This is a genomic window from Streptomyces sp. NPDC046303, from assembly GCF_055588085.1.
The window spans coordinates 1-19,444 of record NZ_JBVJFA010000043.1; the positions used below are offsets into that span (position 1 = coordinate 1).

At 71.9% G+C, this 19,444-nt stretch carries 19 protein-coding genes; 10 read left to right on the forward strand and 9 right to left on the reverse strand.

Features of this window, described 5'->3' with window-relative positions:
- Positions 1-119: 119 nt before the first annotated feature.
- On the reverse strand, positions 120-2,645 hold the full coding sequence (locus ACZ6I1_RS30900; protein ID WP_362592261.1) for an ATP-dependent Clp protease ATP-binding subunit: 2,526 nt from the start codon (positions 2,643-2,645) through the stop codon (positions 120-122).
- A gap of 463 nt (positions 2,646-3,108) precedes the next feature.
- Between ACZ6I1_RS30900 and ACZ6I1_RS30905 the strand changes: the two genes are divergently transcribed.
- Entirely contained in the window at positions 3,109-3,705 is a 597-nt protein-coding gene (locus tag ACZ6I1_RS30905; protein WP_469292202.1) for an SCO3374 family protein, read from the forward strand.
- Here the strand turns inward: ACZ6I1_RS30905 and ACZ6I1_RS30910 are convergent.
- The 7 genes from ACZ6I1_RS30910 to ACZ6I1_RS30940 form a co-directional block, all read right to left on the reverse strand.
- The gene (locus ACZ6I1_RS30910) at positions 3,684-4,022 is read right to left on the reverse strand and encodes a histone-like nucleoid-structuring protein Lsr2 (RefSeq protein ID WP_469292203.1); all 339 of its coding nucleotides are present in this window, start codon (positions 4,020-4,022) and stop codon (positions 3,684-3,686) included. The two genes, ACZ6I1_RS30905 and ACZ6I1_RS30910, sit on opposite strands and share 22 nt — an antisense overlap.
- A 165-nt stretch (positions 4,023-4,187) precedes the next feature.
- Positions 4,188-4,718, reverse strand: coding sequence for an amino-acid N-acetyltransferase (locus ACZ6I1_RS30915; RefSeq protein ID WP_469292204.1), 531 nt, complete (start codon positions 4,716-4,718; stop codon positions 4,188-4,190).
- A gap of 11 nt (positions 4,719-4,729) precedes the next feature.
- Entirely contained in the window at positions 4,730-5,215 is a 486-nt protein-coding gene (locus ACZ6I1_RS30920; RefSeq protein ID WP_469292245.1) for a BlaI/MecI/CopY family transcriptional regulator, read from the reverse strand.
- Between the two features lie 135 nt (positions 5,216-5,350).
- Positions 5,351-5,518 (reverse strand): hypothetical protein, encoded by a 168-nt coding sequence (locus ACZ6I1_RS30925; RefSeq protein WP_469292205.1) that lies wholly within the window; start codon positions 5,516-5,518, stop codon positions 5,351-5,353.
- A 57-nt stretch (positions 5,519-5,575) separates the two neighbouring features.
- A complete protein-coding gene (locus ACZ6I1_RS30930; RefSeq protein ID WP_469292206.1) occupies positions 5,576-6,196 on the reverse strand; it encodes a hypothetical protein in 621 nt (206 codons plus the stop codon).
- 67 nt (positions 6,197-6,263) lie between these two features.
- Positions 6,264-6,452: a DUF397 domain-containing protein gene (locus ACZ6I1_RS30935; protein WP_469292207.1), complete on the reverse strand. Its 189-nt coding sequence runs from the start codon at positions 6,450-6,452 to the stop codon at positions 6,264-6,266.
- A 111-nt stretch (positions 6,453-6,563) separates the two neighbouring features.
- Positions 6,564-7,751 (reverse strand): threonine aldolase family protein, encoded by a 1,188-nt coding sequence (locus ACZ6I1_RS30940; protein ID WP_469292208.1) that lies wholly within the window; start codon positions 7,749-7,751, stop codon positions 6,564-6,566.
- A gap of 99 nt (positions 7,752-7,850) precedes the next feature.
- Between ACZ6I1_RS30940 and ACZ6I1_RS30945 the strand changes: the two genes are divergently transcribed.
- From ACZ6I1_RS30945 to ACZ6I1_RS30980, 8 genes are all read left to right on the forward strand, one after another.
- Positions 7,851-8,771: a Rossmann-like and DUF2520 domain-containing protein gene (locus ACZ6I1_RS30945; protein WP_469292209.1), complete on the forward strand. Its 921-nt coding sequence runs from the start codon at positions 7,851-7,853 to the stop codon at positions 8,769-8,771.
- The gene (gene panC / locus ACZ6I1_RS30950; RefSeq protein ID WP_469292210.1) at positions 8,768-9,760 is read left to right on the forward strand and encodes a pantoate--beta-alanine ligase; all 993 of its coding nucleotides are present in this window, start codon (positions 8,768-8,770) and stop codon (positions 9,758-9,760) included. The genes ACZ6I1_RS30945 and panC overlap by 4 nt, the downstream gene beginning before the upstream one ends.
- Positions 9,757-11,508, forward strand: coding sequence for an L-aspartate oxidase (locus ACZ6I1_RS30955; RefSeq protein ID WP_469292211.1), 1,752 nt, complete (start codon positions 9,757-9,759; stop codon positions 11,506-11,508). The genes panC and ACZ6I1_RS30955 overlap by 4 nt, the downstream gene beginning before the upstream one ends.
- 2 nt (positions 11,509-11,510) lie before the next feature.
- The gene (nadC, locus tag ACZ6I1_RS30960) at positions 11,511-12,479 is read left to right on the forward strand and encodes a carboxylating nicotinate-nucleotide diphosphorylase (protein ID WP_469292212.1); all 969 of its coding nucleotides are present in this window, start codon (positions 11,511-11,513) and stop codon (positions 12,477-12,479) included.
- A 3-nt stretch (positions 12,480-12,482) separates the two neighbouring features.
- On the forward strand, positions 12,483-13,292 hold the full coding sequence (locus ACZ6I1_RS30965) for a type III pantothenate kinase (RefSeq protein WP_446594591.1): 810 nt from the start codon (positions 12,483-12,485) through the stop codon (positions 13,290-13,292).
- A gap of 121 nt (positions 13,293-13,413) precedes the next feature.
- Positions 13,414-14,148 (forward strand): GntR family transcriptional regulator, encoded by a 735-nt coding sequence (locus ACZ6I1_RS30970; RefSeq protein ID WP_469292213.1) that lies wholly within the window; start codon positions 13,414-13,416, stop codon positions 14,146-14,148.
- 60 nt (positions 14,149-14,208) lie between these two features.
- Positions 14,209-15,333 carry a DUF5937 family protein gene (locus tag ACZ6I1_RS30975; protein ID WP_469292214.1) on the forward strand — a complete coding sequence of 375 codons (1,125 nt, stop codon included), beginning with the start codon at positions 14,209-14,211 and terminating at the stop codon, positions 15,331-15,333.
- 128 nt (positions 15,334-15,461) lie between these two features.
- A complete protein-coding gene (locus tag ACZ6I1_RS30980; protein WP_469292215.1) occupies positions 15,462-17,015 on the forward strand; it encodes a M28 family metallopeptidase in 1,554 nt (517 codons plus the stop codon).
- A gap of 122 nt (positions 17,016-17,137) precedes the next feature.
- On the opposite strand, the gene ACZ6I1_RS30985 is transcribed toward ACZ6I1_RS30980, so the two are convergent.
- Positions 17,138-18,121 carry an SAM-dependent methyltransferase gene (locus ACZ6I1_RS30985; RefSeq protein WP_469292216.1) on the reverse strand — a complete coding sequence of 328 codons (984 nt, stop codon included), beginning with the start codon at positions 18,119-18,121 and terminating at the stop codon, positions 17,138-17,140.
- 107 nt (positions 18,122-18,228) lie between these two features.
- On the opposite strand from ACZ6I1_RS30985, the gene ACZ6I1_RS30990 reads away from it, so the two are divergent.
- Positions 18,229-19,431 (forward strand): sensor histidine kinase, encoded by a 1,203-nt coding sequence (locus ACZ6I1_RS30990; RefSeq protein ID WP_469292217.1) that lies wholly within the window; start codon positions 18,229-18,231, stop codon positions 19,429-19,431.
- Positions 19,432-19,444: the final 13 nt, after the last annotated feature.

Genomic DNA, 19,444 nt, shown 5'->3' on the forward strand with positions numbered 1-19,444 from the left:
AGAGGGAAAAAAGAAAAAAAAAAAAACAAAAAGAACGAAGAAAGAAAACCGCCCCCCCCCCCCCCCCCCCCCCCCCCCCCCCCCCGCCCCTGTATGCCGCTACGGTCAGCGCCTGGCGCCTACGCGCCCTTCGAGAGGTCCGGGCCGGAGCCCGTGGCCTCGATCGGGGGAAGGTCGGGCAGCGCCGACTTCTCCTCGCCCCGGAAGGTGAACTTGGCTTCCTCGCCCTCACCCTCGACACCCACGACCACGATGTGACCGGGGCGCAGCTCGCCGAAGAGGATCTTCTCCGACAGCATGTCCTCGATCTCGCGCTGGATGGTCCGGCGCAGCGGGCGCGCACCCATGATCGGGTCGTAGCCGCGCTTGGCCAGGAGCTGCTTCGCGTCACCGCTGAGCTCGATGCCCATGTCGCGGTCCTTGAGGCGCTCGTCCACCTTGGCGATCATCAGGTCGACGATCTGGATGATGTCTTCCTGGGTGAGCTGGTGGAAGACGACCGTGTCGTCCACGCGGTTGAGGAACTCGGGCCGGAAGTGCTGCTTGAGCTCTTCGTTGACCTTCGCCTTCATCCGGTCGTAGCCGGTCTTGGTGTCGCCCTGGGCCGCGAAGCCCAGGTTGAAGCCCTTCGAGATGTCCCGGGTACCCAGGTTGGTCGTCATGATGATGACCGTGTTCTTGAAGTCCACGACCCGGCCCTGGGAGTCGGTCAGGCGACCGTCCTCCAGGATCTGGAGAAGGGAATTGAAGATATCCGGGTGGGCCTTCTCGACCTCGTCGAAGAGGACGACGGAGAACGGCTTCCGGCGGACCTTCTCGGTGAGCTGGCCGCCCTCTTCGTAGCCCACGTAGCCGGGGGGCGAACCGAAGAGACGGGAAACCGTGTGCTTCTCGCTGAACTCCGACATGTCGAGGGAGATCAGCGCGTCCTCGTCGCCGAAGAGGAATTCGGCGAGCGTCTTCGAGAGCTCGGTCTTACCGACACCGGACGGACCGGCGAAGATGAACGAGCCACCCGGGCGCTTCGGGTCCTTCAGACCCGCACGGGTACGGCGGATCGCCTGGGAGAGCGCCTTGATGGCGTCCTTCTGGCCGATGACCCGACGGTGGAGCTCGTCCTCCATGCGGAGCAGTCGCGAGGACTCCTCCTCGGTGAGCTTGAAGACGGGAATGCCGGTCGCGGTCGCGAGGACTTCGGCGATGAGCTCGCCGTCGACCTCGGCGACGACGTCCATGTCGCCGGCCTTCCATTCCTTCTCGCGCTTGGTCTTCGCCGCCAGCAGCTGCTTCTCCTTGTCACGGAGAGACGCCGCCTTCTCGAAGTCCTGGGAGTCGATGGCCGACTCCTTGTCGCGGCGCACGGCCGCGATCTTCTCGTCGAACTCGCGGAGGTCCGGCGGCGCGGTCATCCGGCGGATGCGCATCCGGGAGCCGGCCTCGTCGATCAGGTCGATCGCCTTGTCCGGCAGGAAGCGGTCCGAGATGTACCGGTCCGCCAGCGTCGCCGCCTGGACGAGGGCCTCGTCCGTGATGGAGACGCGGTGGTGGGCCTCGTAACGGTCGCGCAGGCCCTTGAGGATCTCGATCGTGTGGGGGAGGGAAGGCTCCGCCACCTGGATCGGCTGGAAGCGGCGCTCGAGGGCCGCGTCCTTCTCGAGGTGCTTGCGGTACTCGTCCAGCGTCGTGGCACCGATGGTCTGGAGCTCACCACGGGCCAGCATGGGCTTGAGGATGCTGGCGGCGTCGATCGCGCCCTCGGCGGCACCCGCACCCACGAGGGTGTGGAGCTCGTCGATGAACAGGATGATGTCGCCGCGGGTGCGGATCTCCTTGAGCACCTTCTTCAGGCGCTCCTCGAAGTCACCGCGGTAGCGGGAACCGGCGACCAGGGCACCCAGGTCAAGCGTGTAGAGGTGCTTGTCCTTGAGGGTCTCGGGGACCTCGCCCTTGACGATCGCCTGGGCCAGGCCCTCGACGACGGCGGTCTTGCCGACGCCGGGCTCGCCGATGAGGACCGGGTTGTTCTTGGTGCGGCGGGACAGCACCTGCATGACCCGCTCGATCTCCTTCTCGCGCCCGATGACCGGGTCGAGCTTGGATTCGCGGGCCGCCTGGGTGAGGTTGCGGCCGAACTGGTCCAGGACGAGCGAGGTCGAGGGCGTGCCCTCGGCCGGGCCGCCTGCCGTGGCCGACTCCTTGCCTCCGCCGGTGTAGCCGGAGAGCAGCTGGATGACCTGCTGCCGGACTCGGTTGAGATCGGCGCCCAGCTTCACGAGGACCTGGGCGGCGACGCCCTCGCCCTCGCGGATCAGGCCGAGCAGGATGTGCTCGGTGCCGATGTAGTTGTGGCCGAGCTGGAGGGCCTCTCGGAGCGAAAGCTCCAGGACCTTCTTCGCCCGCGGGGTGAAGGGGATGTGGCCGGAAGGGGCCTGCTGCCCCTGTCCGATGATCTCCTCAACCTGCTGGCGAACAGCCTCGAGCGAAATCCCGAGGCTCTCCAGGGCCTTAGCGGCGACACCCTCACCCTCGTGGATCAAGCCCAGGAGGATGTGCTCGGTGCCGATGTAGTTGTGGTTGAGCATCCGGGCTTCTTCCTGAGCCAGGACGACAACCCGCCGCGCGCGGTCGGTGAACCTCTCGAACATCGTTTATCGCTCCTCAGAGCGGTCGGGCAGTTCGGGGTCGGTCCCCGCCCTGTCCTTCCGCATGCTAGTCCCGTGGGGCGGGACAGCTCATTCCAACTGCCGACATCCGTCCACGGCTCACCCCCGCCTCGGCGGGGAAAACCGGCTTGAAGAGCCGACTACTGCTCCAACTCGATGGTGCGAGACGATGTTCCCGCAGGCCAGGCAGATACCCGTCATGCGTGTACGCCGATGGCGAACGGGCGCCCGTCAAATCAGCGTGTCGCCCCGATCCACTAGGAATGTCTTACCCGTCGGGACTGACACTCCATGCCGGTGGCACCGGTTCCCTCCGCTAAGGGCGAACACAGTTCCGTCCCGAATGCGGGACTCCACCTCTGCGGATGTTTACGTTCCGCATTGATCCGCCTGCGGACCGTCACATCGGCCGTAACCCCGGAGCGCCCCTGGAGTTGCTCAGGACATGGCCTCCAGCACCGCCGGCGCCCCCACCGTCCCGCTGCCCCGCGTCCCGGCCGAGGAGGCCGCGTACGCCGCGTACGCCTCCTGGTACGAGGGGGTGCTCGGCTGGCCGGTGGCGGGGGGCCCGCCCGTGCAGCTCGTCACGGGGTCCCGTTTCGACGTCCTGGAGCTGCCGTCCGATGCGGGGGCGGCGCTCTTGCGCAGGCCGGTCGACACGGGCCCGGTGGCGCTCATGGGGCGCAGGATGCGGTTCCTGGTGGCCGCGGGCAGCGCAGAAGAGCTCGACGGGCTGCTCGACTGGCTGGAGTGGGGCGGGGTCGCCCTGGATCTCGCCGCCCTGGGTGCGGGGGGCCGGATCACCGCCCCGGCTCCCCCGGGGCCGCCCCCGGGCCCTCGGGAGGCCGCCGTGTGGCTGCGGCCCCCCGAGCAGGGGTGTGAGGCACTGCTGCCGGCCCTGCCGGGTCTCCCCGGGCAGGGCGCCGGGCCCGCCCGCGGGCCCGATCTCGTACGCCTGGTGGCGGCGGCGGCGACGGAATGCCACCGTGCGCGCCTGCGGCGCCGTGCGGAGCGGAGTGCTCAGCCCTTGGCCTTCTCGTAGGCCTCGCGGATCTCGGCCGGGACGCGGCCGCGGTCGTTCACGTTGTAACCGTTCTCCTTGGCCCACGCGCGGATCTCGGCAGTGTCCGGGTTGCCGGCCGTGGCCGAGGCGCGGCCCTTGGCGCGGGTCGCGCTCGCGCGGCCACCGGTGCGGCGGCCGCCCTTGGTGTACGGGTCGAGCAGACCGCGGAGCTTTTCAGCGTTGGCGGTGGTGAGGTCGATCTCGTAGGTCTTGCCATCCAGAGCGAACGTCACCGTCTCGTCCGCCTCGCCACCGTCGAGGTCGTCGACAAGAAGGACCTGAACCTTCTGTGCCACCGGGATTTCCTTTCATCGAAAAGCAGTACGCGGAAAGGAAACCGCTTTTGCCTGGAAAACACAAACCCCCGGGGAGAGGTTCAGGACCGCAACGGGGCGGGAAACGTGCGCGATTCGGACATAGGCCACAGGTACGTGGAGCGCCGGAAAAGCCAGGGCCATCGATCAGAGGTGCAGAAGCATCCGACTGTTGCCCAAGGTGTTCGGCTTCACTCGTTCGAGACCGAGGAACTCGGCGACGCCCTCGTCATAGGAACGCAGGAGCTCCATGTAGACATCGGTCTCGACCGGGGTCTCGCCGATCTCGACGAAGCCGTGCTTCGCGAAGAAGTCCACTTCGAAGGTCAGACAGAAAACCCGGCTCACCCCGAGCGTGCGCGCCGTCCGCAACAACTGCTCGAGCACCAGATGACCGACGCCGGCGCCCTTGAGGTCGCGGTCGACGGCGAGAGTGCGTACTTCGGCGAGGTCTTCCCACATGACGTGGAGAGCGCCGCAGCCGACCACCTGGTGGTCGGAGTCCCGTTCCGCGACCCAGAACTCCTGGATGTCCTCGTAAAGGACGACGGGGGCTTTGTCGAGCAGGATCCGCTGCTGCACGTACTGGTCGAGCAGGCGGCGCAGCGCGGGAACATCACCGGTGCGGGCACGGCGGATCGTCACTGTTTCTGGATGTGCGGCGGAAAACTCTCCCATGGCCCCGGACGCTATCGCCCCGGCCCCTCCGTACGCGCGCCGGAGTCCCCTTCGGGCGGGGCGGGCGGGGCGGCGGGCCCGGCGGCCCGGGCGGCTTCTGCCGCGTCCGCCGGTTCGGACGTTTCGGCAGCTTCGGCCGCTTCCGCCGCTTCCGCCGCTTCCGCCGCTTCGTCGTCGTGCTGGACGATCCGGACGGCGTCCCGGAGGGCTTCGCGCTGTTCCGCGGACATCATGCCGAAGAAGGCGACGAGGGCGGCCGCGGGGTTGTCACTGGTCGACCACGCTTCGTTCATCAGTGCGGCCGAGTATGCGGCGCGGGTGGAGACCGCCGTATATCGATAGGCGCGGCCTTCCGCTTCCCGGCGGACCCAGCCCTTCTGATGAAGATTGTCCATAACGGTCATGACCGTGGTGTACGCGATGGACCGTTCCTGCTGGAGGTCTTCCAGCACTTCCCGAACGGTGACCGGGCGGTTCCACTGCCACACCCGCGTCATGACGGCGTCTTCGAGTTCTCCCAAGGGGCGAGGCACAACAGCACGATAGTGCGGCTTGTGGGTAATTGCCCGACTATTCGCTCGGCAACGCGCGACAAAATCCGGGGTCCCCGGAGGGACCCCGGAAGGAGCCGGTTACTTGGCCGTCTGCCGGGCGGCCTCGGCCTTGGCGATCACGGCGTCGACCGCCGCGTCCTCCTTGGCCTTGTTGGAGCCGCCCTGGCTCTTCACGATCGTCACGACGAGGGCGATGAAGAACGCGGCCATCGCGAAGGGGGGTACGAGCGCGGAAACGTAGTCCATGCCCCTCAGCGTAGCCAGTGCCGGTGCCCGGAAGGCCTGCCGGGTCGGTCACAAGGGCTAGCCGGCCGCCCGGCTCTCCGCCCGGCCCTCCGCCCGGCCCTCCGCCGGGGGCGGGGTGGGCTTGCGGCGCGGCGGGAAGACCTCGCCGGGGGTCGGGATCGGGCGCGGGGGCCGGCCGGGGTGCGGCGCTTCCCCGGGCTGGGGCTTGGGAGCGGGCGCCGGCTCCTCGCGGCCGCCGGCCAGGGCCAGCAGCCGGGTCCGGGGCGCCGGGGTGGTCGACAGCCGGCGCCGTACGGAGCGCTCGGCGACGGCCTGGGCGCGGTCCAGCAGTGCGGCGGCGAGCGGGTTGGCCCGCAGGGCGCGCAGGGCGGCCAGGTCGTCGGGGGCCGGCTCGTACCCGGCCGCCATGGCGTCCTGGAGCAGCTCCAGGTACCCGGACAGGCTGCCGGGCAGGGCGCCCCGGTAGCGGGCCAGGTCCTCCAGGAGGAAGGCTCTGAGCCGGGCCGCCTCCTGGACCGCGTCGTCCACCGACTGCGCGAGGCGCAGGCAGTCCTGGACCTCCGAGGCCCTGAGGGGGGCCTCGGAGGACTGAAGGGCGTGGGCGAGCGAGCGCCTGAGCACGTGCAGCTCGGCGGCACTGAACGCCATGCCGCCGCGGGATCCGTAGGGCGTGGGCATGGGCCGAAGATACGCGCTAATCGGACAAAATCCCCTGAGGGCGGGCGGGTGCGGCGCGGCGGATCCCTCAGCCGGACGCTTTGACGGCGGCCAGGAAGTCGGCCCAGGCCGCCTGGGTCGTGGCGAGCACGAGGTGGGCCGGGTCGGCGCGGTCGGCGACGCGCACGAGCCTGCCGGGGGCAGTGGAAACGTAGACGCAGGCGTCGTCCTTCTCGCCGCAGAACGAGGACTTCTGCCACACGGGCCGAGCGGTCATGGTGTCTCCTCGCGGGATGTTCCGGTGGGGGGACGGTATCGCCGTGACCGGCCCCTGCCGGTGTCTTTAACGCAATTCGGCGATTCCCCGGTTCCCGGGCGGGGTTCCGGGCTACAACCGGGACGCGAAGGCCGTGGCGGCTTCGGTCACCTCGGACGGGGTCCAGGACAGGCCCGGTTCCGTGACCTCGACCTCCGTCATGGCGAGGCCCGGGACGGGCGTCGGGGACCAGCGGCGGAAGAGGACCCGGCCGGTCTCCTCCGCGAGGCGGACGCCCGCATCCGTCAGGTGGTCCGCGTCGTACGGGAGCCAGACCTGGAACTGGTGGGTGTGCGGCCGCTCCGGGTGGATCCGGGACCAGGGGATCCCGGCCTCCGCGAAGGCCGGCCCCAGCGCGGCGGCGACCATCCGCGCCTGCGCCACGTACGAGGGCAGCCGCGGCAGCTCCCGTTCCAGCCCGGTCAGCGCGGCCAGGGCCTGCGGGAACTGGCGGAAGATCTGGCCGCCGTACCGGTGGCGCCAGACCCTGGTCTCCTCCACGAACTCCCGCGGCCCGGCCAGCGCGGCCCCGCTCAGACCGCCGAGCGACTTGTAGAACGAGACGTACACCGAGTCGGCGAGCGCCGCGATCTCCGGCAGCGGGCGGCCGAAGTGCACCGTGGACTCCCACAGCCGGGCCCCGTCGAAGTGGACCACGGCCTCCCGCTCCCGGGCCGCCTCGGCCAGCGCCTCCAGCTCCTCCCACGTGGGCAGGACGAAGCCCGCGTCCCGCAGGGGCAGCTCCAGCATCAGCGTGCCGAACGGCTCCGCGAGGTCCGAGACCTCCTGAGCCGTCGGCTGCCGCGCCTCCGTCGTGGGGTGCACCACCCGCAGCCCGGAGACGACCGACAGCGCGTCCCCCTCCCACCGCTCGGGGTGGCTCATCGGGTGCAGCGCCACGACCGGGTTCCCGGTCCGCCCGGCCCAGCAGCGCAGTGCGACCTGCTGGGCCATGGTCCCGCTCGGGAAGAACGCCGCGTCCTGCGTGCCCAGCAGCTCCGCGACCCGCCGCTCCACCTCGGCGACCACGCCATTGCCGTAGACGTCGGCCGGCTGGTCCATGTCGTACGGGGCTTCGGCGAGCGGCGCCAGCAGCTCCGCCACGGTGGCCTCCTTCAGGGAACGGGAGAGCGTCCGCCCGGCCCCGCGCCATGCCGCCGCCCGCCGCTCCTCCCGCTCCTCCCGCTCCGCGTCTCCGCCGTCCGCGCCACTGTCCGGGCCGTCGTCCCCGCCGTCGTGCCTGCTGTGGTCCTCGCTCATGGCACACGATCATCGCCGACGGGCCAAAGGGCCCAGGAGCTAGCATGGCGGCGTATCGTCCGGTACCCCCCGCGGACTGGAACGGAAGGCCCTCCCCGCGTGAATCCATCACAGCAGCCACGCCCTGCCCGGCTGGCCGTCGGTGTCGTCGGAGCCGGCCGGGTCGGCCCCGCGCTGGCCTGCGCGCTCCAGCAGGCCGGGCACCGGCCCGTCGCCGTGTCCGGCGTGTCCGACGCCTCGGTGCGCCGCGCCGCGCGGATGCTGCCCGACGTACCCCTCGTCCCGCCCGCACAGGTATTCGAGAAGGCCGATCTGGTCCTCCTCACCGTGCCGGACGACGCGCTGCCGTCCCTGGTCGAAGGCCTCGCCGAGACCGGTGCGGTCCGGCCCGGACAGCTCCTCGTCCACACCTCCGGCCGGTACGGCACCGCCGTGCTCGACCCGGCGCGCCGCGCGGGCGCGCTGCCGCTGGCCCTGCACCCCGCGATGACGTTCACCGGCACCGAGGTCGACGTGCAGCGGCTGGCCGGCTGCTCCTTCGGCGTCACCGCCCCCGAGGAGCTGCGGCTCGCCGCCGAGGCCCTGGTCATCGAGATGGGCGGGGAGCCCGAGTGGATCGCGGAGGAGAACCGTCCGCTCTACCACGCCGCCCTCGCCCTCGGCGCGAACCACCTGGTCACCCTGGTCGCCCAGTCGATGGAGCTGCTGCGCAAGGCCGGGGTCGGACACCCCGACCGGATGCTCGGCCCGCTCCTCGGCGCGGCCCTCGACAACGCCCTGCGCTCCGGCGACGCGGCCCTGACCGGCCCGGTGGCCCGCGGCGACGCCGGCACGGTCGCCGCGCACGTCTCGGAGCTGCGCAAGCACGCGCCCGGCACGGTCGCCGGATACCTGGCGATGGCCCGCACCACCGCGGACCGGGCCCTCGCGCACGGACTGCTCAAGCCCGAGCTCGCCGAGGACCTGCTCGGTGTGCTCGCCGACACCGACACGGACCCGGAAGGGGGCACTGCCTCATGAGCGGACTGCTGCTGGACACCGCCGAAGAGCTCCGCAAGCTCCCCCGCACCGGGCGCCGGGCCGTGGTGATGACCATGGGCGCCCTGCACGAGGGCCACGCCACCCTGATCCGCTCGGCCCGTGAGCTGGTGGGGCCGCAGGGCCAGGTCGTCGCCACCGTCTTCGTCAACCCGCTGCAGTTCGGGGCGAACGAGGACCTGGACCGCTACCCCCGCACCCTCGACGCCGACCTCGCGCTCGCCGAAGCTGCGGGCGCCGACGCGGTGTTCGCGCCCGCCGTCGACGAGGTCTACCCGGGCGGCGACCCGCAGGTGCGGATCAGCGCCGGCCCCATGGGTGAGCGCCTCGAAGGAGCCACCCGGCCCGGCCACTTCGACGGCATGCTGACCGTCGTCGCGAAGCTGCTCCACCTCACCCAGCCCGACCTGGCCCTCTTCGGCCAGAAGGACGCCCAGCAACTGGCCCTGATCCGGCGGATGGTGACCGACCTGAACTTCCCCGTGGAGGTGGTCGGCGTACCGACCGTCCGCGAGGAGGACGGGCTCGCGCTGTCGTCCCGCAACCGCTACCTCTCCCCCGCCGAGCGGCGCACCGCCCTGGCCCTGTCCCGCGCCCTGTTCGCCGGGCGGGACCGGCTCGCCGCGCAGGCGGCGCTGCAGGCCCGCGCCGAGGCCTCCCCGGCCAGCGACGAGCGGGCCACGGCCCTGGCCCGGCTCGGCGAGATCCGCGCCTCCGCCGACGCGCACGCCGTCTCGGCGGCGGGCACCGGGCTGCCGGACGCCGTACGGGCCGCCGCCCGGCACGTCCTGGAGGAGGCGGGCCGCCACGAGCCGCCGCTCGTCCTGGACTACCTGGCACTGGTGGACCCGCAGGACTTCACCGAGGCCGGGCCCGCGTTCACCGGGCAGGCCGTGCTGGCCGTCGCCGCGAAGGTGGGCACGACCCGGCTGATCGACAACATCCCACTGGAATTCGGAGCACACTCGTGAGCACCCCAGGCAGAGGCCTCCCGTCGGGCGGCGCAGCCGCGGCCGCGGGCACCGGCATACGTCTGCACGCGCCGGCCCCCGGCTGGTCCGTCGACGCCGATGTCGTGGTCGTCGGCTCCGGCGTCGCGGGGCTGACCGCGGCGCTGCGCTGCGCCGCCGCGGGCCGCCGCACCGTCGTGGTCACCAAGGCCCGGCTCGACGACGGCTCCACCCGCTGGGCGCAGGGCGGCATCGCCGCGGCCCTCGGCGAGGGCGACACCCCCGAGCAGCACCTGGACGACACGCTGGTCGCGGGCGCGGGCCTGTGCGACGAGGCGGCCGTACGGCTGCTCGTCACCGAAGGTCCCGACGCGGTACGGCGGTTGATGGCCACGGGCGCCGTCTTCGACACCTCCGCGGACACCGGGGAGATAGAGCTGACCCGGGAGGGCGGCCACCACCGGCGCCGGATCGCGCACGCGGGCGGCGACGCCACCGGAGCGGAGATCTCCCGGGCGCTCGTCGAAGCCGTGCAGGCCGCGGGGATCCGTACCGTCGAGAACGCGCTCGTCCTGGACCTGCTCCAGGACGCGCAGGGCCGTACCGCCGGAGTCACGCTGCACGTGATGGGCGAGGGCCAGCACGACGGCGTCGGCGCCGTCCACGCGCCCGCCGTGATCCTCGCGACCGGCGGCATGGGCCAGGTCTTCTCCGCGACCACCAACCCCTCGGTGTCCACGGGTGACGGGGTGGCGCTCGCGCTGCGCGCCGGGGCCGAGGTCTCGGACCTGGAGTTCGTGCAGTTCCACCCGACCGTGCTGTTCCTCGGCCCGGACGCCGAGGGCCAGCAGCCCCTCGTCTCGGAGGCGGTCCGCGGCGAAGGCGCGTACCTCGTCGACGCGGACGGCGTGCGCTTCATGGCCGGGCAGCACGAACTCGGCGAACTCGCCCCGCGGGACATCGTCGCCAAGGGCATCATGCGCCGCATGCAGGAGCAGGGCGCCCGGCACATGTACCTGGACGCCCGGCACTTCGGCGCCGAGATGTGGGAGCAGCGCTTCCCCACCATCCTGGCCTCCTGCCGCGCGCACGGCATCGACCCGGTGACCGAGCCGATCCCCGTCGCGCCCGCCGCGCACTACGCGTCCGGCGGCGTACGGACCGACCTGCACGGCCGCACCACCGTCCCCGGCCTGTACGCGTGCGGCGAGGTCGCCTGCACCGGTGTGCACGGCGCGAACCGGCTGGCCTCCAACTCCCTGCTGGAGGGCCTGGTCTTCGCCGAGCGGATCGCCGACGACATCGCCGCGCAGGCCCGCTGCGGCAACGGGCCGGGCATACCGGTGCCCTCGACCGGTCCGCTGCAGCCCGCCGAGGCGCGGTACGAGATCCAGCGGATCATGACGGACGGCGCGGGCGTGCTGCGCTCGGCCGAGTCGCTGGCCGCGGCCGCCGAGGCGCTCGAAGCCCTGTACACCACCGCCCTGAACACCCTCGAAACGCACGGCAAGACCGCCGAACCGGGGGTGGACACCTGGGAGGCCACGAACCTGCTGTGCGTGGCCCGGGTGCTGGTCGCCGCCGCACAGCGGCGCGTGGAGACCCGCGGCTGCCACTGGCGCGAGGACCATCCGGACCGGGACGATGCCGCCTGGCGCCGCCATCTCGTCGTCCGGCTGTCGGCGACCGAGAAGCGCGCCCTGGTCGTCACCCCCACCGACTCCGCGGACTTCCCGTCCGTGACCCACCCCCTCAGCCTGGAGCAGTGACCGTGAGCACCCCCGAACTTCCCCTGATCGACCAGAACGACGGCGGCTGCGGCGACGGCTGCGGCTGCGGCGACGGCGAGGAGACCGGCCTGGACCCGGCGCTGGCCCAGCTGCTCGAGGACGCCGGGCTGGACCCCGTCGAGGTCGAGGACATCGCCCACATGGCGCTCTCCGAGGACCTGGACGGCGGCGTGGACGTCACCACCGTGGCCACGGTGCCCGAGGAGGCCGAGGCCGTGGCCGACTTCGTCGCCCGCGAGGACGGCGTGGTGGCGGGCCTGCGCATCGCCGAAGCCGTGTTCTCGGTGGTCTGCACGGAGGCCTTCGAGGTCGAGCGGCACGCGGAGGACGGCGACACCGTCAAGGCCGGGCAGGTCCTCCTGTCCGTACGCTCGCGCACCCGCGACCTGCTGACGGCGGAGCGCAGCGCGCTCAACATCCTGTGCCGCCTGTCGGGCATCGCGACCGCCACCCGGCGCTGGGCGGACGTGCTGGAGGGCACCCGGGCGAAGGTCCGCGACACCCGCAAGACCACGCCGGGGCTGCGTTCGCTGGAGAAGTACGCGGTGCGCTGCGGCGGCGGCGTCAACCACCGCATGTCCCTGTCGGACGCGGCGCTGGTGAAGGACAACCACGTGGTGGCGGCGGGCGGCGTCGCCCAGGCCTTCGAGGCCGTACGGGAGGCCTTCCCGGACGTTCCGATCGAGGTCGAGGTCGACACCCTGGAGCAGATCGGCGAGGTCCTGGGTGCGGGCGCCGACCTGATCCTGCTGGACAACTTCACGGTCGCGCAGACCGCCGAGGCCGTGGCCCTGGTGGCCGGCCGCGCGGTGCTGGAGTCCTCGGGCCGCCTGACGCTGGACACCGCCCGGGCGTACGCGGAGACCGGCGTGGACTACCTGGCGGTCGGCGCGCTGACCCACTCCTCGCCGATCCTGGACATCGGCCTCGATCTGCGCGAGGCGGTGTAACCCGTGCTCCTCACCATCGACGTAGGCAACACCCACACGGTCCTGGGCCTGTTCGACGGTGACGAGATCGTCGAGCACTGGCGCATCTCGACCGACCCGCGCCGCACGGCCGACGAGATGGCCGTGCTGATGCAGGGTCTGATGGGCATGCACCCGATGCTCGGCAGCGAGCTGGGCGACGGGATCCACGGCATCGCGATCTGCTCGACGGTGCCGTCGGTCCTGCACGAGCTGCGGGAGGTCACCCGGCGCTACTACGGCGACGTGCCGGCGGTCCTCGTGGAACCCGGCATCAAGACGGGCGTGCCGATCCTCATGGACAACCCGAAGGAGGTCGGCGCGGACCGCATCATCAACGCGGTCGCGGCGGTCGAGCTCTACGGGGGCCCGGCGATCGTGGTCGACTTCGGTACGGCGACCACCTTCGACGCGGTGTCCGCGAAGGGCGAGTACGTGGGCGGGGTGATCTCCCCGGGCATCGAGATCTCGATGGAGGCCCTCGGCGTGCGGGGCGCCCAGCTGCGGAAGATCGAGCTGGCCCGCCCGCGCAACGTGATCGGCAAGTCCACGGTCGAGGCGATGCAGTCGGGCGTGGTGTACGGCTTCGCCGGCCAGGTCGACGGGGTCGTGGGCCGGATGGCCAAGGAGCTGGCCGGCCCGAACGGCGACCCCGACGACGTCCGCGTCATCGCCACCGGCGGCCTGGCCCCGATGGTGCTGGGCGAGTCCTCGGTGATCGACGACCACGAGCCGTGGCTGACGCTGATCGGGCTGCGCCTGGTGTACGAGCGCAACGCCCCGAACTTCGACTGAGGGGCCGTCCCCGGCCGGACCGGGCCGTTCCGCCGGGGACGGACGTACGGGTGTCCCCGGCTTCACCCGCGCGGGCGGGGAAGCCGGGGCGAGGCCCGGGCGCCGGTGTTAGCGTGGCCAAATGCCTCGTGATACGGCGTACTTGGAGATTGCCGACGCACTCCGGAAGCGGATCCTGGCCGGGGAATGGCAGGTCGGCGCGCGGCTGCCGTCGCGGGCGCGCTTCGCCGGGGAGTACGGCGTGGGCCAGTCCATCGCCCAGCGCGCCATGGAGCTGCTGATCATCGAGGGCTTCCTCGAGGGCCGTGCCGGATCCGGCACGTACATCCGCGTCCCGCGCAAGCGGATGCGGATCCCGCGCTCCCGGCTGCGGCGGCTGAGCGGTCCGGGCGGCCGCGACAACGGCGGCGGGACCTGGCAGGCCCGCTCCAAGGCCCGCACCCCGGCGCCCGAGCGCATCGCCGGGCGCCTCGCCATCTCCGCGGGCGACCCGTGCGTGCTCACCTCGTACGCCTTCCTGTCCGAGGGACGGCCGGTGGAGACGTGCGAGTCCTGGGAGCCGATGGCGGTCACGGACCGCACCCCGGTGGTGCTGCCGGAGAGCGGGCCGCTCAAGGGGGCGGGGGTGGTCGAGCGGATGCGGTCGATCGGGGTGACGGTCGTGTCGGCGACCGAGATCCCGCGTCCCGCGCGCGCCACCCGGACGCAGGCCAACCTGCTCGGCATCAGCGTCGGCGACCTGATCACCGAGATCGAGCGGACCCACTACGCGGCGGACGGCCGCCCGGTGGAAACCGCCGACATCGTGATCGCCGACCGCCGTGCGGAGGTCGCGTACGAGATTGCGTTCGCCTGATCGGACCCAGCCCGCGTTTGGCGCGCGGGAGTTCCGGATCCGAGCCCTCAGAATGGCCTGATGAGCGTCACCATCGACATCGCCGGGCTCCCCGCCGAGCGGATCAGCTTCACGCCCTCGCCGCTCGCAGAGCTCTGCATGGCGCTGCACGCGCTCTCGCAGCCCGCCCACCACCCCCGGCTCGCGTCCTGGACCGCCGCCACCGCCGCCGCCCTCGACCCTTGCCTCGCGGACCGGCTGCTGGAGGCCGAGTTCATGTGGCGCAGCTCCTTCTCCGACGTCTTCATGCCCTTCGCCGCAATGCCCGGCGGGACCGGGCTGCCCGGCGCGACCCTGGCCGAGGAGCTCGACGTACTCGACCGGATGGACGACGAGCGGTTCGTGACGGCCGCCCTGGAGCACTGCTGGCTCGCCTCGTACAACGACGGCGGGGCGCCCTCCCCGCTCACGGACCCCGCGAGCCGGGCCAGGGCGCTGGAGACGGCCGCCGCCCGCGGCCCGCGCCAGCTGGACTTCTCGCTCCGGCTGCTGGACGACACCGCCGCGGTACGGGTGTGGATGCGGCGGCTGATCGAGGACTGCGACGAGGCCTTCTTCGCCGAGACCTGGAAGCGCGTCGAGCCCGCGCAGAGCGCCGACGCCCGGCACAAGACCGAGCTGCTGCGCCGCAAGGGGCTGCCGGCCGCGCTGAAGGAGGTCTCGGCGGCGCTCGCCGTCGACGAGGGCCGCACCACCATCACCGCCGACAAGATGGTGAACGGGTCGACGACAGCCACGGACCCCCGGATAGGCGCCGGCCTGGTCTTCATACCGACCCACTTCGGCTGGCCGCATCTGCTGGTGCTGCACGCCCCGGGCTGGCGTCCGGTGGTCCACTACCCGCTCGGCACCCCCGAACTGGGCTCCGCGCCCGGATCGGTGGAGCTGCTGCAGCGGCGGATGGAGGCGCTGGCGCATCCCGTGCGGATGATGCTGTGCCGGAGCCTGGCCCGGGCCTCGTACACGACGGGCGAGCTCGCGACCGTGTACGGGATCACCGCGCCGGAGGTGTCACGGCATCTGGCTGTCCTGAAAAAGGCCGGTCTGATCCATACGCAACGCCAAGGCCGGTATGCCCAGCATCAGTTGGATCTGCCCGCGGTCGCACGCATCGGCTCGGACTTCATCGAGGGCATCCTGCGCTAGGCCGCGTCGCCGATATACGGAATTGACACACCGGAATCAGCTGAAAGTCTGGCCAGACCGGCTCCTTGCTGCATAACGTGCGTCCACCGTTCGGACCTGCTCGCACTTTTGCCGTGGAAGGACCTTGCATGCCCTCACGCCGTATAGCCGCTGCGACCGCCGCCCTGGCGGCCGCGGCCCTTGTCTCACCGCTGCTGCTCGCCGGGCCGGCCGGAGCCACCAGCCCGGACAGCGACGCCGCTCGCGGTGACGCGCTGGCCAGGAAGCTGGTCAAGGACGCCACTGGCAAGGGCGCCTACAACCACCTGAAGGTCCTGCAGTCCATCGCGGACTACAACAACGGCACGCGCGTGGCCGGTTCGCCCGGTCACGAGAAGTCCGCGAAGTACGTCGAGGCCGTGATGAAGGCCGCCGGCTACAAGGTCACGAAGAACGAGTTCGACTTCGTGTACGTGGAGACCATCGCCGAGAAGCTGACGGTGAACGGCTCGAACGGGCGCGACGTCCCGATCCACCTGATGACGTACACGACCAGCACGCCGGCCGGGGGTGTCACCGCCCAGGTGGCCGTCGCACCGGTCGACGCGGACGGTACGAACGGCTGCGAGCCCGGCGACTTCGCCGCCGGCGCGTTCACCGGAAAGATCGCCCTGGTCAAGCGCGGCGGCTGCACCTTCGCCGCCAAGCAGGCCAACGCGGCGGCGGCCGGCGCGGTCGCCACGGTCATCTACAACAACACCGCGGGCGCCCTGAACGGCACCCTCGGCGACGCGACCGCGGGCAAGGTGCCGACGGGCGGCATCTCCCAGGCCGACGGCGAGAAGCTCGCCGCGGACGCCGCGGCCGGACCGGTCGAGCTCACCCTCGACATCCGCGAGTTCCGCGAGAACCGCAAGACGTACAACGTGATCGCGGAGACCCGCGGCGGGGACGAGAACAACACCGTCTTCCTCGGCGCGCACCTCGACTCGGTCGCGGCGGGCCCGGGCATCAACGACAACGGCTCCGGCTCGGCCGGCATCCTCCAGGTCGCGCAGCGCCTGGCGAGCAGCCAGTCGAAGATCAAGAACAAGGTCAAGTTCGGCTGGTGGTCGGCGGAGGAGTTCGGCCTGCTCGGCTCCGAGGCGTACGTCGCGGGGCTGACGGAGGAGCAGAAGAAGCAGATCAAGCTCTACCTGAACTTCGACATGATCGCCTCGCCGAATGCCGCGTACTTCGTCTACGACGGCGACAACTCGGACGGCGTGGGTGCGGGCCCCGGCCCGGAGGGCTCCGCCCAGATCGAGAAGGGGATCACCGACTTCCTCGACTCCAAGAACCTCCCGCACGCGGGCACGGACTTCTCCGGCCGCTCGGACTACGGCCCGTTCATCGAGGTCGGCATCCCGTCCGGCGGTACCTTCACCGGCGCCGAGGGCATCAAGACGGCGGAGGAGGCCGCGAAGTTCGGCGGTCAGGCGGGTGTCGCCTACGACGTGAACTACCACGCCAAGGGTGACGACATCACGAACATCGACCAGAAGGCGCTCGACATCAACGTCGACGTCATCGCGGACGCGGTCGGCCACTACGCCTTCGACCTGGCCCCGCTCTCGAAGCCGGTCGTCTCCGTCCCGACCCCGGGCGGCAGCGGCGGCGGCGGAGGCCTGCACGAGGGCCACGGCCACGACGTCACAGAGTAAGAGCGTGCACTGAGGAGGGGGCGGAATCCCGCAAGGGATCCCGCCCCCTCCGGCGTTCGGGGCGCCGGGCCGGGGCGCGGGCCGGGCCCCGGCCCCGGCAGCGGGCGCAGGGGCACGTCCCGTCAGTCCGCCGCGCCGGGCCAGGCCGCCGCGATGCCCACCGGCTGGCACAGCCAGAGGAAGTCCCCCAGCCCGCCGCGGGCCGTCAGCTCCGCGGCCTCCCCCGCCGAGCCGAGGGCCCGGAGGTAGCCCGCCGGATCCGTGGAGGCCAGGGCCAGCGGGGGCCGGGCGCCCGAGACGCCGAGGGCGGCCAGCGCCTCGCGCTGGGTCAGCAGCACCGAGCCCGGCCCCGCGCACGCGTCCAGTGCCACGTGGGCGGTGACGTCGCAGCTGCCGTCCGGGACCGGCGGGACCTCCCGGCCCCCGCGGAAGCCCGTCAGCGTGCCGTACGGGGGCCTCGTCTCCCGGGTATGGGCGTAGTCCACCGCCACCGCCAGGCCCCGCTCCACGCCGGCCACGGCCGCCGCCCAGGCCTCGTCGCGCGCCCGGCCGATCTCCACGCGGCCGCCGCCGGGCCACCACCGCTCCAGCCAGGCCAGGTCCGCACCGTCCACGGGGCCGCCGGGGCTCTCCGTACCGTCCGGCGCGACCAGGACGTACCGCCCGTCCTCGGCGATGTCGAGGGGCACGTTGTCCAGCCATTCGTTGGCGAACAGCAGCCCCGTGGCCCCTTCGGGCGGCGCCGTGACCCAGCGGATCCGCGGGTCGAGCCCCGGGGGCCGCCCGGCCCGCTCCACGGCGTACGGGCGCACGCGCGCGGCCACCTCCGCCGGCAGCTCGGCGAGCACCCCGGCCAGCAGCTCCGCCCGCCCGGCGCCCACGTCGACCAGGTCCAGCGCCGTCGGGTGGCCGAGCTGCGCGTCGACCCACCGCAGCAGCCGGGCCACGGCACCCGCGAACAGCCGCGAGGCGTGCACCGAGGTGCGGAAGTGCCCCGCGGGGCCGGGGCCGCCCGGCCGCACGTAGAAGCCGCCGGGCCCGTACAGCGCGGTGTCCATCGCACTGCGCCACCGGACCGGAGTCGCGTATCCACCCTGGGCACTCATCCCAGGAAGGTTATGCTCACCCTCCACCTTGGGGAGTACGCCCCCCGGGCCAGGTTGGAACCTCTGGTTGACTCCAGCACCTATCTCCGTTCCCTACTCTGGGTTACGTGCAGCGCCTCTACGACTTCCTCCGCAGACACCCGACGGGCGTCGACAGCTTCTGGGCTGTCCTCCTCTTCGGGGTCTCGATGCTGAACGTCGTGGCCGAGACGGACATCGGCTCCTCCATGAAGCTGGCAGCCGTCCCCGTGGTGATCGCCCTGAGCACGGCCGTGGCGCTGCGGCGCAGGTGGACGCAGGCGATGTTCTGGCTGACCCTCGCGGCGGGGGTCTACCAGCTGCTCCTGGGCATCGTCGCCGGGTTCTACGACGTCGCCATGTTCGTGATCCTCTTCACCGTCGCCGCGAGCGAGGTCCCGCGCTGGGTCTCCCGCACCGCGCTGGGCTGGGCCCTGGCCGCCGCACCGCTCTATTTCCTGCGGTTCGGGGTGGACAAGGGGACGAGCGACACCGACAACATCCTCTTCGCCCTCTTCATGATCGTCCCCTTCGCCCTGGCCTGGGTGCTGGGCGATTCGCTGCGCACCCGGCGGGCCTACTACGCGCAGCTCATCGAGCGGAACCAGCGGCTGGAGAAGGAGCGCGAGGCCCAGGCCAAGGTGGCCGTGGCCGCCGAGCGCGCCCGGATCGCCCGCGAGCTGCACGACGTCGTCGCGCACAACGTGTCGGTGATGGTGGTGCAGGCGGACGGGGCTGCGTACGTCATGGACGTGGCCCCCGAGCAGGCGAAGGAAGCCCTCCAGACCATCTCGGGCACCGGGCGCCAGGCACTCGCCGAGATGCGCCGGCTGCTGGGCGTGCTGCGCACCGGCGAGCCGCAGGAGTCCGAGGACTACGTGCCCCAGCCGGACGTCGAGCAGATCGAGGTCCTGGTCGAGCAGGTGCGGGCGGCCGGGCTCGCGGTGGACTTCGAGGTCGAGGGCGCCCCCCGGCGGCTGCCCAGCGGCGTCGAGCTGACCGCGTACCGGATCGTGCAGGAGGCCCTGACGAACACCCGCAAGCACGGGGGCCCCGACGCGAAGGCGAGCGTCCGGCTGGTCTACTTCGACGACGGGCTCGGCCTGCTGGTCGAGGACGACGGGCGGGGAGCGGCACACGAGCTGTACGAGGACGGCGGCGCCGACGGCGCCGGACACGGCCTGATCGGCATGCGCGAGCGGATCGGTATGGTCGGCGGAACCCTGGACGCCGGGCCCCGGCCCGGCGGGGGCTTCCGGATCAGCGCGCTGCTGCCCCTGAAGAAGAGTTGAAGAGGACGAGGTG

Bases quoted from the DNA above. Each gene is read 5' to 3' on its own strand.
- ACZ6I1_RS30900 (WP_362592261.1), bottom strand. From the start codon at position 2,645: ATGTTCGAGAGGTTCACCGACCGCGCGCGGCGGGTTGTCGTCCTGGCT.
- ACZ6I1_RS30905 (WP_469292202.1), top strand. From the start codon at position 3,109: ATGGCCTCCAGCACCGCCGGCGCCCCCACCGTCCCGCTGCCCCGCGTC.
- ACZ6I1_RS30915 (WP_469292204.1), bottom strand. From the start codon at position 4,718: ATGGGAGAGTTTTCCGCCGCACATCCAGAAACAGTGACGATCCGCCGT.
- ACZ6I1_RS30920 (WP_469292245.1), bottom strand. From the start codon at position 5,215: ATGACGCGGGTGTGGCAGTGGAACCGCCCGGTCACCGTTCGGGAAGTG.
- ACZ6I1_RS30925 (WP_469292205.1), bottom strand. From the start codon at position 5,518: ATGGACTACGTTTCCGCGCTCGTACCCCCCTTCGCGATGGCCGCGTTC.
- ACZ6I1_RS30930 (WP_469292206.1), bottom strand. From the start codon at position 6,196: ATGCCCACGCCCTACGGATCCCGCGGCGGCATGGCGTTCAGTGCCGCC.
- ACZ6I1_RS30935 (WP_469292207.1), bottom strand. From the start codon at position 6,452: ATGACCGCTCGGCCCGTGTGGCAGAAGTCCTCGTTCTGCGGCGAGAAG.
- ACZ6I1_RS30940 (WP_469292208.1), bottom strand. From the start codon at position 7,751: ATGAGCGAGGACCACAGCAGGCACGACGGCGGGGACGACGGCCCGGAC.
- panC (WP_469292210.1), top strand. From the start codon at position 8,768: ATGAGCGGACTGCTGCTGGACACCGCCGAAGAGCTCCGCAAGCTCCCC.
- ACZ6I1_RS30970 (WP_469292213.1), top strand. From the start codon at position 13,414: ATGCCTCGTGATACGGCGTACTTGGAGATTGCCGACGCACTCCGGAAG.
- ACZ6I1_RS30975 (WP_469292214.1), top strand. From the start codon at position 14,209: ATGAGCGTCACCATCGACATCGCCGGGCTCCCCGCCGAGCGGATCAGC.
- ACZ6I1_RS30980 (WP_469292215.1), top strand. From the start codon at position 15,462: ATGCCCTCACGCCGTATAGCCGCTGCGACCGCCGCCCTGGCGGCCGCG.
- ACZ6I1_RS30985 (WP_469292216.1), bottom strand. From the start codon at position 18,121: ATGAGTGCCCAGGGTGGATACGCGACTCCGGTCCGGTGGCGCAGTGCG.